This is a genomic window from Alkalihalobacillus deserti (assembly GCF_020734105.1).
GTDB lineage: Bacteria > Bacillota > Bacilli > Bacillales > Bacillaceae_D > Halalkalibacter > Halalkalibacter deserti.
In genome coordinates this window covers 482,773-496,202 of the sequence record NZ_JAJAFR010000001.1, presented here as the reverse complement: position 1 = coordinate 496,202, position 13,430 = coordinate 482,773, and the positions used below count along the sequence as shown (strand labels likewise).

Annotated in this window: 11 protein-coding genes and 1 pseudogene; all 12 read right to left on the bottom strand. The window is 36.6% G+C overall.

Annotated elements, in window-relative coordinates; genetic code table 11:
• Window positions 1-300: 300 nt before the first annotated feature.
• Window positions 301-405 (bottom strand): annotated as a pseudogene (locus LDX58_RS02470) (transposase); the annotation flags it as partial.
• A gap of 187 nt (window positions 406-592) precedes the next feature.
• On the bottom strand, window positions 593-2,494 hold the full coding sequence (locus LDX58_RS02465; protein ID WP_227935267.1) for a TRAP transporter permease: 1,902 nt from the start codon (window positions 2,492-2,494) through the stop codon (window positions 593-595).
• A 111-nt stretch (window positions 2,495-2,605) separates the two neighbouring features.
• On the bottom strand, window positions 2,606-3,631 hold the full coding sequence (locus LDX58_RS02460) for a TAXI family TRAP transporter solute-binding subunit (RefSeq protein WP_227935266.1): 1,026 nt from the start codon (window positions 3,629-3,631) through the stop codon (window positions 2,606-2,608).
• A gap of 54 nt (window positions 3,632-3,685) precedes the next feature.
• A complete protein-coding gene (locus LDX58_RS02455; protein ID WP_227935265.1) occupies window positions 3,686-4,507 on the bottom strand; it encodes an MBL fold metallo-hydrolase in 822 nt (273 codons plus the stop codon).
• A gap of 228 nt (window positions 4,508-4,735) precedes the next feature.
• Window positions 4,736-5,929 carry an ROK family transcriptional regulator gene (locus LDX58_RS02450; RefSeq protein WP_227935264.1) on the bottom strand — a complete coding sequence of 398 codons (1,194 nt, stop codon included), beginning with the start codon at window positions 5,927-5,929 and terminating at the stop codon, window positions 4,736-4,738.
• Between the two features lie 809 nt (window positions 5,930-6,738).
• Window positions 6,739-8,208 (bottom strand): aldehyde dehydrogenase family protein, encoded by a 1,470-nt coding sequence (locus LDX58_RS02445; RefSeq protein WP_227935263.1) that lies wholly within the window; start codon window positions 8,206-8,208, stop codon window positions 6,739-6,741.
• A gap of 727 nt (window positions 8,209-8,935) precedes the next feature.
• Window positions 8,936-9,862 (bottom strand): LysR family transcriptional regulator, encoded by a 927-nt coding sequence (locus LDX58_RS02440; RefSeq protein WP_227935262.1) that lies wholly within the window; start codon window positions 9,860-9,862, stop codon window positions 8,936-8,938.
• A gap of 210 nt (window positions 9,863-10,072) precedes the next feature.
• Complete coding sequence (locus LDX58_RS02435; protein ID WP_227935478.1) at window positions 10,073-10,288, bottom strand: transposase; 216 nt, start codon at window positions 10,286-10,288, stop codon at window positions 10,073-10,075.
• 117 nt (window positions 10,289-10,405) lie between these two features.
• The gene (locus LDX58_RS02430) at window positions 10,406-10,612 is read right to left on the bottom strand and encodes a transposase (protein ID WP_227935261.1); all 207 of its coding nucleotides are present in this window, start codon (window positions 10,610-10,612) and stop codon (window positions 10,406-10,408) included.
• Window positions 10,613-10,627: 15 nt separating this feature from the next.
• Complete coding sequence (locus tag LDX58_RS25750; protein WP_265416523.1) at window positions 10,628-10,753, bottom strand: hypothetical protein; 126 nt, start codon at window positions 10,751-10,753, stop codon at window positions 10,628-10,630.
• A gap of 216 nt (window positions 10,754-10,969) precedes the next feature.
• On the bottom strand, window positions 10,970-11,224 hold the full coding sequence (locus tag LDX58_RS02425; RefSeq protein WP_227935260.1) for a transposase family protein: 255 nt from the start codon (window positions 11,222-11,224) through the stop codon (window positions 10,970-10,972).
• Between the two features lie 1,087 nt (window positions 11,225-12,311).
• Window positions 12,312-13,409 (bottom strand): NAD(P)-dependent alcohol dehydrogenase, encoded by a 1,098-nt coding sequence (locus LDX58_RS02420; RefSeq protein WP_308017418.1) that lies wholly within the window; start codon window positions 13,407-13,409, stop codon window positions 12,312-12,314.
• Window positions 13,410-13,430: the final 21 nt, after the last annotated feature.

Genomic DNA, 13,430 nt, shown 5'->3' with positions numbered 1-13,430 from the left:
TTAATCAAAAGGTTGTTCAAAAACGTTGGCATGATCATCAGTTGTTTTCATTTTTCAAGGAATTCATGTGTGTAAGGTGTTAAAGACTATTGTAAGCGCTAGAGGCAATGTGAGGTTGTCTTAATATTTTCATGATTTACAAACTTGTCAACTACCAATGATTCGACACAGCTGTGAAGAGTAAACTTTTCTATTATCACTCTAATTGGTAAAATCATTTCGTTTAAAAAGTAAAATTTCACCAGTATACTTAATCTATTTTTTTGCCAAAAAGACTAACCTGTTTTCTTTAGTTGTATTTAATTGGAAATCTATGATTTGTCTTCTGTACTTTGGAGCAAAAACTATGTGATACTTACAATTCCATGTTGTGTGTGCTAAACTATTCATGTCCTTCACGGGCATACCTCCTTCTATGGTGAGATGAAGTGGTCGGGAAACCAACTTTATCCTACCATCAAGTGAGTTTTTTTTAATACCACGCTAGAAGCTCTTTAGAACCCCTGGCATAGCCAGGGGTTTTCTAAACCACTAAACAAAAGACACCGTCTCCTCATTCAGCAGACGGTATCTTCTCCCATAAACATTTTACTCATACAATCTCTTTTGCACTATAATCTGATTCAACAATTAATTTCCTGCCTTTTAATTCATAAAGCAATGTGAGAACAATCATTAATAGACCAATGAAGTCAAGTATGATTCCTACATTTATTAAGAAAACGGCTCCTAAAAATAACATGCATCTTGAAATGATTAGGATTGGTTGTTTTAAATACCCTTCTAAAGAAACTGCTAAAGCATATATCCCAATAAGTGCGGTAACTGAAGCAAGTACAATCGTTACTACACTACCTTGGAAAATTAATGCTGGACCATAGACAAACATGAAGGGAACGATAAAAGCTACTAAAGCTAATCTCACTGCAGTCACCGATGTTGCCATGGGATTGGATTTAGCTATCCCACTCGCCGCATACGCAGCTATCGCTACTGGAGGAGTAATTCCGGAGAGTACTCCATAGTAAAATATGAACATATGAGCTGCCATACTTGGTACTCCAAGTTGCGTTATTGCTGGTGCTGCTAAGACGGCCAGGATGATATAAGAGGCTACAGGAGGTAAACCCATTCCCATAATGACAGAAGCAATCATTGTTAATAAAAGCAATAGAAATAAATGACCACCAGAAAGTTCAATCAAGATACCAGAAAACCTTAAACCCATCCCTGTCATGTTGATAACACCTATGACAACACCAGCACAAGCACAAGCAGCAGCTACAACTAATGATAGCTTCACTCCTTGAACAATGGCTTCTTTAATATCATGTAAACTCATTCTAGTCTCTTTACGTAACAGACAGACAAGAGGAACTGCAACAATACCCCAAAATGCTGCTTCTGGAGGTGCAAGCTGAGGAACAACCAATAAATAAACTAAAATTAATAACGGAATAATTAAATGTCCTTTTGTTATAATCATTTCTTTAAGATTTGGAACTTGATAGTCACTTTGTACCTGTTCTCCCATGCGAGCAGCTCTTAAATCAACCATAATAAAAATGGCTATGAAATAAAGCAGTGCTGGGATTAAAGCAGCTAGAGCAACTTTAATATATTCTACTTGTAAAAAATCAGCCATTAAAAAAGCTACCGCGCCCATCACCGGAGGTAAAAGCATCCCACCTGTTGACGCAACTGATTCAACTGCTCCTGCATACTGAGCCTTATATCCTCCACGTTTCATTAACGGAATGGTTAATATTCCTGTTGTCGCCACATTTCCAACCTGGCTTCCACTAATTGAGCCAAATAACGCACTAGCTACAATCGAAACTTTAGCAGCCCCACCTCTAAAGCGTCCCACTAAAGAAAATGCCATGTCGATGAAAAATTTTCCTGCTCCAGACTTTTCTAAAAAAGACCCAAATAGGACAAACAACACTACGTATGTAGCAGAAACACCAAGAGGTATACCGTATACCCCTTCATTTGATAATCCAACCTGAGTAATAATACGCTGAGTGCTATAACCTGAGTGAGCGAAAAGCAAAGGTAATTTATCCCCTAAGAAAGCGTATACAAGAAATAAAGCGGCTAATATCGGTAAAGCCCAACCAATAATACGACGCGCTGCTTCCAATGTTAAAACAATACTCAATATCCCCACTACTAACATCGTCGTTGTTGGAGAACTAAAAGCCATCGATAATTCAATAAAATTCAAATAAATATACACAGACACAAAAATCGTCGTCCCTGCCAGTAAAGTATCTGTGATCCAAGCTAATTTCCCTCGAGATGCTAAATCTTCTTCATTAGATTTTTTAATAAAAGGAAATAGTAAAAAAATCAGAGCAAGAGCAAAACCAAGATGGACTCCTCGCTGCTGCATAGAAGGGAATATTTGAATCCCTCCGGCATAAAGGTGAAAAAAAGCCAAGAATAGAGCAAGAATTACTACGACCCTAGTGATCCCTTTCTGAAACATAATCTACACTCCTCACTGTAGTTTCCGGAAGTTACATACATTAATTTAAGATACTGTTCGAGAATAAATGCTTTTGCATTATTCTCGAACCTGCTGTTTTGAAATTTCAAGTTATTGTTGAATCTCTATACCGTGATCTTCAAAATATTGTAGCGCTCCTGGGTGGTATGGTATCGTCACACCTTCTACCACTGTTTCCGGTACGATATCAAATGTTGGATGTATCTCTTTAAGGCCTTCTGCATTTTCCATTATCGTTTCTAAAAATTTATAGACCATTTCATCATCAGTCTTTTCGTGCGTTATATAAATGGAATAGAATGCACCAATACTAATATCCTCGTCTTGTCCTTTATATGTGCCAGCTGCAATGTCGACAGAGGAATAATAAGGTTGTTGTGCAACAAAATCCGCCATTATGCTAGGTTCTACAGGAATAATTCTAACATCTTCAGTTTGGGCAATTTCTCTAACTGTTGGCGCAGGTATCGCTCCCATTAAATAACCTGCATCTACACTACCATTAAGAATAGCTTCTTGTATTTCCGTAAAACTGCTAAGTGGTAATAATTGATAATTGTCTTTACTAACTCCATGAGCCTCCATCAAATCTTCAAGTAATTCAGTAGGAGGTGTTCCGATCGCTGCAACTCCAATCCGTTTTCCAGCTAAGTCTTTAAATGAATGAATTGGAGATTTTTCAAGAACGACCAAATGAAGAGCATTATAACTTAAGAAACCTACACCTCTTAAATAATCATGTTCTCCAGGAACCGGATCTAAAACTCCATTAAAAGCTTGATCAGCTCCTATTGACCCTATTCCGCCAAAAGCCGGTCTACCTTGTTCATGCCGTTCAGACATGTATTGCACAATTTCTGATGTTCCATTCGTCGCTTCAGTAGCAAATGAAGCACCAGGGATGACCTGTTCGTTATTTAAAATATTGGCTAAACCAGCACTTATAATATAATTAATCCCGCCAGAACCTGGTGTGTAGACAGGAATTATCCCTGAAAAGCTACCTTCTGTTTTATTCTCATCATTTGTTGGTTGACTTAAGTTACCATTTCCACAGCCAACAAGCACAAGTGAAACAAGAAATAGGAAAACTAAACCGACATGAACATGCTTCATTAAATCATCTCCCCTAGTTTGGTTTTAACTCTTACAAAAGTTTAAATTAGACCCTTATTCTACTGCAATAACTTCCAAATCTTCTGGTACAATTACTTCTCCGGAAAACACAGCAGATGCCTCCTTGAATGCAATACGTCCATCAGCCTCCGGGAGAAAATGGGTAAGGACAACCTTTTTTACCTTCGCTCTTTTTGCAATAATACCAGCTTGGGTAGGACTACAATGTTCCTTTTGGAGCTGATCCCAAATTTTTTCGAGGGCTTGACTCTTCTCTCCTGTTGTCAGACCTGCATTCTGAATTAATAGATCGGCCCCTTCTGCTAGATCTACAATTTCCTCATTCGGTGATGTATCACTTGATATAACAATCGTTTTCCCACCGATTTCAAAACGAAAAGCAAAAGTAGGAACATTGTGTATCATACGTGCTGTAGTGATCTTGTATGGTAAAGGATTCTCCAATAATTCTCCAGGCTCACTGAATTCAATAATACGAACATCACGAATCCCCGCTCCAGACCGGCCAAGTGAACAACGATAGTCGATATCATATGAATACATTTTCAAGATACTTTCATGAAGATCCTTTGTTCCCTTTGGACCAATAACAGTAAGTTCTGACCTGCCCTGTCCCCAACCACCAAGTAAAAACTGAGCGTACCCTAGCGTATGATCTGAGTGTAAATGAGTAAAAATTACATAATTAATTGACTCTGGCACAATCCCGGCTTTCATTAACTGAGTAGTCGTACCTTCCCCACAATCAACTAAAATGGTTTCATTGCCGATAACCAGTGCCTGCGCTGGTTGTGATCTGTTCAAATTTGGACGTGGACTTCCCGTTCCTAGCATAACGATTGAGATTTCTGACATGGTAATCACTCCCTATTGTTTTTGTTTTTTTCCGATCCTGTTTTTCTTTTTTTCATTTTGGATAAAAGAGACCAAAATGAACCGCTTACATTTTCCGGTGTATTTAATCCTTATTCCTCCACCAACCTTAAATTCATTTTGGATAAAAGTGGTTAAAAATATAATAACTCATTCAAACGAAAAAATAAATAGAATTTTTAAATTTTTCAATAAATTATATACAATCAACTAATTTTCTTCTCTCCCAAATAATGAAGAAAAAATAGTAACAGCTGCCCCAACTGAAGCAGATGCCTGCAATGATTTTTCTTGAACAATTATTACGTTCTTATTCAAAGTAATATGTTGCATGGCTGTTTCTTTTACCTTTTCAAAATAGCCTTTGTACAATTGAATTAGTGGTCCTGAAAGTACTGCCACTTCAGTTTCAAGAAGGTTAATAATATTAGACAATCCCACCCCATAATAATAAGCTGAACGCATAACAGCTTCATACGTAACCTCGCGATTACGGTTTAGCTCCTTAATCAATGGAATTGTATTATCTCTGAACCAAGTTAAGTCCCTTTTCTCTGAAAGATAATTAGACTCCAAGTCTTTTAAAATCGCATAAAGTGAAGTATATGCTTGCAGACAGCCTCTTTTACCACACTTGCATTTATTTCCACCAATATCTACAACCATGTGACCATATAGTCCGACATTTCCATTATGAGCCCTAACCACTTTTCCATTCGAAATGATACCGCATCCTATTCCCCAGCTACTGATTGAACAAAGAATATTCTTATAGTTTGAACTATCTCCTTTATATTCTCCTAATGCTGCCAATGTTGCACCGTTCTCAAGCATTATTTTCACCGGGTAACGTTTTTTAAACTCCTCTACAATCGGAACATTTTCCCATCCTGGAGCAGCAAACGGTTCTGGTTCTAGAATGACCCCTTGTTCTCGGTCAAGTGGACCAATTGCTCCAATCCCTATTCCGAGTAAATCGTCTATTGTGAAATGATGTTTACTCATAAATCGCTGAATATTCTTGAAAGTCTCATCGATCACGACCCGAGGTGTATGACTTTTCGTCATTGAAATAGAAACTTCATCTAGACTTTCAAATTGAAGGTTATGCAAACAAACTCTCGTAAACATCCTGTTAATATGTATAGAAATGATAAACCCTAATCGAGCATTGATCTTATATAGAATAGGTGGACGCCCGCCGTTTGATTCCCCGTATCCGCACTCCACGATCAACTTTTCCTTTTCCAAACGTTCAATAATACGAAACAAAGTTGTCTGTGTCAGATTAGTCTTCTCTAAAAGGTCTGTCTTAGTAGTTGGACCATGGTCATGGATCAATAAATAGATCGTTTTTAAAATTTGATTTTTTGGAAGTTCATCTTTTATAAAGGACTTCAGCATAATTAATACACCAACTTTAGTAGAATAGCTCGCATTTTTATTTTATCACTCAGTGAATTCCAATGTCTATTTAAGTATTGCTGAATAACTCTATAGATTCACACGATTTCAATTTACTTTTATCGGTACTGAAGTTCCTGGTTCTAAACCCATGAAAAAAATAAAAATTTCTCGAAGGGCTTTCGAGAGATTCATGATGAACACTTGAAGGGAAATGGCCGTTTCACTGATGCTTTGAAGGCGTGCTCCCTAACGGTCGCTTCTTCAATTCAAGAAGCCCAATTTAGTCTTTTCCAAAGATCTTTGATATACCGCCAGTTTAGTTGCGAAAACAGAAAGAAGTACATTTTCACAGATTTTTAGAGCTATTCTTTCAGTTGCTTCAACTGAAACTCCACATGACTAAAGTCGGTGGAATTCTAAGGTACTTTTAGGCTTCTTTGTATCTGATTTATCTGACACAAACACCAACCTTGTTCCCTTAGACTTTCATGAACAACGCCTGTCCTAATAGACTACGTTACCGTTTTGTCGGCCCGTTTCAAAACCGTTTACTAAATGCTTATACTTGCTTACCTCAACGTATCGATTTTCTTTATCATTCCCCTCATGCTTCAACTTGTTATCCAAAATCGTCCATTATTTCCTGATTTATTAATTTACTTTCCACTTATCCCTAACAACTGCCCACTTAATATTACAATTCGTCACAAAAAAACACCCCTGATAAAAGTACTATTTTTGATTGTACCATTTTCAGAGGTATTTTATTTTCACTGTTTTAGGTTAGTCCATACACCAAGTTAACGTTAGTTACTAGCTCCAAACGGAAAGGCTCTTTCTTTCTCCTGTAAAGAAATCCATTTCACCGTAGTAAACTCTTCAACAGACCATTCTCCTCCATGTCTACCAATACCTGAATCTTTTTCCCCCCCAAAAGGTACCATTGGTTCATTATTAACGGTTTGATCATTGATATGGATCATTCCTGTCTTAATTTGCTTAGCTACGTTAAGCGCACGTTTAGTAGATCTTGAAAAAACAGCTCCACTTAATCCATATTGTGAATCATTGGCAATTCGGACTGCCTCATCTTCATCTTGAACTGGTATAATTAAGGCAATAGGGCCGAAGATTTCACTTTGTGCGATTGACATATTATTTTTGACATCGGTTAATACAAATGGGGTTACAACATTTCCAACTATTTTCCCTTCAAGGGCCACTTTCGCCCCTTCTTCGATTCCTTTTTCTAATAAACCTTTAACTGTTTCGACTTGCTTCTGATTAATTAATGGACCAATTACAGTCTCCTGGTTCTCGGGATCTCCTACTTTTAAATTAGATACTTTATGAACAAACTTTTCGACAAACTCATTATAAACAGCTTTGTCTACAATAATCCGGTTAATAGCCATACAGATTTGCCCCTGGTGTAGGAATTTACCAAAAACAGCAGCTTTTGCAGCATTTTCAATATTCGCGTCGTCTAAAACGATGAATGCATTATTTCCGCCAAGCTCAAGAGAAACCTTTTTTAAATTTTCTCCAGCTACTTGCGCTATCTTTCTTCCTACTTCTGTCGAGCCAGTAAAAGAAACAATTTTCGGAACTGAGTTTGTAATAAATGAGTTGCCAATATCTTGGCTTGAAGCTACAATCACACTTATTAACCCCGCTGGTAATCCTGCATCCTCAAATATTTTTGCAAGCAGGAGTCCACCAGTAATTGGTGTATCAAGTGATGGCTTTATGACTACTCCATTCCCTGTAGCTAGTGCTGGAGCCACAGAACGCATAGATAGTGAAAATGGGAAATTCCATGGGGTAATGATACTGACAACCCCGACTGGTTCTTTAATTACCATATTTGTTTTTCCTGGTACAATAGAAGGGAATATACGAGTTTCCATTTGAAAAGGGTACGAAGCTGCTTCCTTTACTAAATTTATCGAACCTGAAACTTCCATGTTCGCCTTGATTCTACTCCCCCCCGCTTCATTAATAATTAAATCAACAATTTGTTCTCTTCTTTCTTCTAGTAAATCGGCAGCTTTTCTTAAAATCTTTTCTTTTTCATAAGGTGAAGTTTGAGCCCATTTCTTTTGTACACGTTCCGCCTCTTCATACGCCTTATTTACATCGCTTGTAGTAGCCATTTTAATTTTAACGAGTTCTTTATTCGTATATGGATTTTCCACAGATAAAACTCGATCACTTGAACCATCTCTCCACTCTCCAGCAATAGGGCACATAAACCACTCCGAATAACTTTTCATTTTGTTTCCTCCTCGTTTTCCCTTTAAATTAGAGCCGTTACCATCCCTTTATCGGAGTTGACACGCCATAGGTTAACTCTCATATATCTTAATCTACTTTAATTACTTCTCACTCTTCTGGAACAATGACTTCACCTGAAAATGCGACTAAATCAATCTGAATATACACTTACGGATAAGGTTTGGGTTTGTTACATGATCTTATAAGAGAATAAATCCAGAAAAATTTCTAAATTTATTCTCTTATTACAAGCATACCTTGATGTCTTCGATTTGCTCAAAAAAAAGGGGATACTGTTGGATCATCGTCCATAAACAAACGGTTTTGTAAGTTCAACAGCAACAGTCACTTTAAAACTTCCTCTCTAAATTAATTTTTTCTTGAAATAAAAATAATAAAAAACTAATAACTTTTATAATCAGAAATATAGTAAACGCTTACATAATTCATTTTTTAGGACATAATGCTAACAGCCCCATTTTTAATAATGCTATTTACTTCTCTCCTTTTTGAACAAAAGTGGTGGTCATTTGTTAAAAAATCGTTTAAACATTATGTGAGTCGTTGGTGGAAAGCTCAGGAGCTATTTTAAAAATAACCCTTCTCTCCTTTCTGTTTAACAGAATATTTTAATTGTTTTTTATATTATGTCATTAATCTAATTAAACAACAATGCAATTTCTACCTCGGAAATTGCATAAGGGTATACCTTTTTGTTATATTTGCTTATAATGATAAATTCTTTCTTGTTTTGTATATTGGCATTTCTTTTAACATATCAATAAATTTCTCGGTCCCCAAATGAGGAAATCGACTCTTCCTCATAACGACGTATAGTGGTCTGATTATCTTGAAATTTATGATTTCAATTTCTATCAGCCTCCCTGCTTCTAGTTCTTTTTCAGCAGCTATTCGTGAGATAAAAGAGATACCAAGTCCTGATTCCACAGCATTTTTTACCGCTTGAGTAGTTTCTAACTCTATGTAAGTCGTAACCCTATCAAGTAAATTGTACTTACTTAACTCTTTTTCAACTCTTAATCGGAATTCAGATTTTGCAACTCTTCGTACTAATTGCTCATTAATTACTTCATGTAATTCAATCATTTTTCTAAACCGCCAAGGATGATCAGGACCGATTATAAGAATGAGTTCATCTTCAGTCAATAATGCTGTATGAAATTCTTGATGATCAAATTCACCTTCTACTATTCCAATATGAAATGTACCTTGGGTGAGTCCATCAACAATGTTCTTTGTATCGCCAATCTTTAAGGATAATTTTGCTTCAGGGTGATTCTTTTTAAATTCCCCTAATAATTTTGGTAATATATATTCTCCAACTCCTAATGAAGCGCCAACATGTAGTGTGAAATGGTGTTCATCATTCATTCTTTTCATCATTTCTATGGAACAATTAAAATCATTAATTATAGCCTTTGCTATTGGGTATAAAGCACGTCCGGCTTTCGTTACTGTTAACTTATTGTCTTTTCTGTTAAATAGTGATAACCCATAGAAATCTTCTAGTGCTCTGATCTGGCGAGTCACTCCTGGTTGCGAAACATAGCTAAGTTGTGCAGCTTTACTAATGCTCTTCTCCTCAACGACTAAGCAGAATATTCTTAAATTGTCAATATTTATTTTCACCATCTCCTTTATTACCTTTATAAATTGTCTCTTCACCAATTATTGTGATTTACCTGAATCTGGGGGTTATGTTAGCTGAGATGAAGTATGAATATAGTTCCCTTCTTTATTGGCTTAACCTCGATTCAGTTTTGTAGTGTGAGAGTTGAAGTGCTCTCCTTGACAGCTAGCACACTACCAACTACACTTCGAAAAAGCCAAAAAAGAGGATTTTCACAGCTTAGTATTCCCATTGATCAAGAAACTAACTAAAGAATGTTGAAGTTTTCTAGTACACTCAAGAACCACACGTGTTCTAAAACGTTTTCTGTTTCTAAACCCATAAGATCTACGCTTAATGTTCTTAATCTTATGGGTTGTTCCTTCTGTTCTAGCGTTTGTGTAGCCAGTTGTAAAATATTGGAGGATTTCTTCTTCCCACTTTTTAATCGTTTAGCTGCTTTCTTAAAGGCTTTAAAAGGACTAATACGAACTAGTTCACACCGGATAACCTTTCCTTTGCTTGAGAATATGAGTCAGATTCATAAACATGATCAAAGTATTGATCTAGTTTTTCTTTTGCCAATCCTTGAAGTTTTCCTTGCTTTTTAGTAACAGTAATCCACCTCTTTTTAAAGAGCGATTTTTAGACTGGATCTCTTTGCGCACTTGGTCTAATGCTTGGGTGACTTTTCGAATGACATGGTATTTATCTATGACTATATTGGCATTTGAAAGTGTTGCTTTTACAGTGTTATAAAAAGGCTCCCACATATCACTGACGACCGTTTAAATAGAATCTGGAGACAACACTTTCTCGTTTTGAACAAAAGTAGAAACAGCTTGTGTTGTGCGATCTTTTGTCATACCAAGGACGTTACCAACGGCTAAATTCGTAATGACCTTTTCGTACAACTACTTCATCTATCCAATAACTGATGCTTGGTCTTGTACCTGTCCTGTTCTTGTTGTTTCTGAGCTTTTTCTTCGGCAATTTCATAGAAGATTCTTTCAAGCATTGTATAGGGAATCTTTTGTTTTTTACTGCCATCTTTAATCGTCGTTCCTAAGCATAACTCATAAAGATGTTCACGATATCTAATGGTTTGACCTTGATTCCCTTTAATGGATTCAAAGGACTTGAGAGAATACTTCATCACAATTTTGGCAACGGAAACGAGTGACATGAACAAGTAAGTACAAAGCTTTTTCTAATATCGCTAAATCTCGAACTTTACGTGTACGATCATCGCGTTTATAATCCTTGAATCCACAATAAGGACAGCGTTCATCCTTAGATTTTTGAACTTCAAATTCATAACAAGATTCTTGAACTGTAAGTTTAAGAACTTCAAATTCTGGCAAATCTAATGGTAACGAAAGCACTTGCGATTCCTCCTGTTAATGTTTGTTTCGTCGCTAACATTATTGCCGGGATTTCACAGGTGTTTTATTTGTTTTTATACATTTTTCACAATTTTTGGTGATGAATCTATAAATTTTCCTTATCTCCTTATCTCCTTATCTCCTTATCTCCTTATTCTCTTTAAAATTGAAAATGACCTTTATTTTAGTAACAGGATTTGAACACCCCTAACTCTTTTTGAAAGTGTAATAGTGGATAGGGTATCCAAGCGCATGCCGTATATACGGACAAGATCCTGTTCTGAAAGTGTAAGAGCCGTGCTCATATCTAATTTTTTAAACTCTTAATTTCACCTTTAATTCACCTTCTAAAAATCTTGCTTTTTTTAAATTTAAATATTTTCCCCTCTTTTTTTTCGCTTTTGGTATGGCTTCCTTGTCATATAATGGTCATAAAGGGAGTCTTCCTCCAGTCTTTAGTTTGGTCTGGTATCTAACTTATTCGACTTTTGGGGAGGTACTGCTTTTTTCGGTCTTGAAAACCTTGCGAGACTAAGGATTCAAATCATGAAATCTACTCAATTATAAGGAGTTTTAAATTTTGTTTATCAGTAATGTTGAAGAAAGCGCGCGACTCTTGCTTTTGAGCGGACACAAAATCCGTTATTTGTTGTAAATAATTAAAATGTAACTGATATTTCCATAATCACGGAACCACAATCCGTTATCCCCTGAAATTAAAGCCTTATGACAAATATAACGGAACTACAGTCCGGATAATCCGCTTCGTACCTTTTCTTTTGGTGATTCACGAAAATAAAAACGACACCATCCCTTGCAGAAACGGGTCGGTGTCGTATTAACAAAAAAAATGGAGCATAACGTCGGTAAACCGAGTTAGTCTAATTCAATGAAAAAGCAGATAGTTTATGATCATATTTGAACAAATAGTGAGCATATGGTCTTTGTATCAATACCCATTTTACATTCATTAGTCAAAATGAATTAAAAGATGAAGTAATAATTGTTTAAAACTCATAGCCTTATATTCTGAACTTCTATTGACTATAAAACTTAATAATACGAGCTTCTCTTATCTTTCTTAACTCTACTCAAATAGAATCACAGGTTTAATCGCAGTTCCATTTTTTGTATCTTCAGTCGCTTGATTAATTTTTTCCAATTTGTAGAATGAAATCAGTTTATCAAATGGTAGTTTCCCTTGCTTATATAACTCAATCATTTGTGGAATAAAAACTTGAGGTTGTGAGCTACCTTCAACAACACCAGTAATTGTACGCTCCTGCCGCATCGTTTTAATATCAAGGCTGACTTCTGTTCCAATAGGAGCTGCTCCAATAACAGCGCACGTTCCTAAAGAGGCTAAGCAATCAACCGCCTGACGAAGTACCTCAGGTCTACCACTCGTTTCTAGAGAATAATCGGCACCCATTTTTGTTATTTTCTGAATCTCTGCCATACTATCAACTTCTCTAGAGTTGATAGTATGAGTAGCACCCAATTCTTCTGCAAATACAAGGCGACTATCCTGAACATCGACGGCAATAATGGTTGTACAGCCTACGATTTTTCCAGCCATTATTGCACTTAAACCAACAGAGCCACATCCAAATACAACCATTGTGGAACCAGGTTCCGGCTTTAATTTATTCATAACCGCTCCACAGCCAGTTTGGATTCCACAACCAAGAGGACCCAACATTTCTATCGGAACATCTTTCGACACTTTGACTACATTTCTCTCTGAAGCTATTGCATAATTAGCAAAGCTAGACTGTCCAAAAAAGCTCGAAACCTCAGTACCATTCTCCATAGATAATCGATTTGTTCCATCTATCATCTTTCCACCAAAATTCAGAGAAAAAAAGTTTACACATGCGTAAGACTTCTCATTATGACAGTTCTTACAGGTTCCACATGAGCTAAAAGAAAGCACCACATGATCTCCAGGTTGCACACTGGTTACACCTTCACCGATCTTTTCAACTACCCCAGACCCTTCATGTCCTAAGACAATCGGAAAAGTGACTGGAAATTGAGCATCCCTTACGACCAAATCGGTATGGCATATTCCTGAACCTGCTATTTTCACTAGAACTTCACCTGGTTTTGGTTCATCTATTTGTAGTTCTGTAATTTGAAACGGTTCTCCTTTACCTAAGGTAACTGCAGCTTTTGTTAACACATCACCCACTCCTTCACCATT

Excerpts from the sequence above, each read along its gene's own strand:
- LDX58_RS02430 (WP_227935261.1), bottom strand. The coding sequence starts at position 10,612 with ATGTGGGAGCCTTTTTATAACACTGTAAAAGCAACACTTTCAAATGCC.
- LDX58_RS02460 (WP_227935266.1), bottom strand. The coding sequence starts at position 3,631 with ATGAAGCATGTTCATGTCGGTTTAGTTTTCCTATTTCTTGTTTCACTT.
- LDX58_RS02445 (WP_227935263.1), bottom strand. The coding sequence starts at position 8,208 with ATGAAAAGTTATTCGGAGTGGTTTATGTGCCCTATTGCTGGAGAGTGG.
- LDX58_RS02455 (WP_227935265.1), bottom strand. The coding sequence starts at position 4,507 with ATGTCAGAAATCTCAATCGTTATGCTAGGAACGGGAAGTCCACGTCCA.
- LDX58_RS02465 (WP_227935267.1), bottom strand. The coding sequence starts at position 2,494 with ATGTTTCAGAAAGGGATCACTAGGGTCGTAGTAATTCTTGCTCTATTC.
- LDX58_RS02450 (WP_227935264.1), bottom strand. The coding sequence starts at position 5,929 with ATGCTGAAGTCCTTTATAAAAGATGAACTTCCAAAAAATCAAATTTTA.
- LDX58_RS02440 (WP_227935262.1), bottom strand. The coding sequence starts at position 9,862 with ATGGTGAAAATAAATATTGACAATTTAAGAATATTCTGCTTAGTCGTT.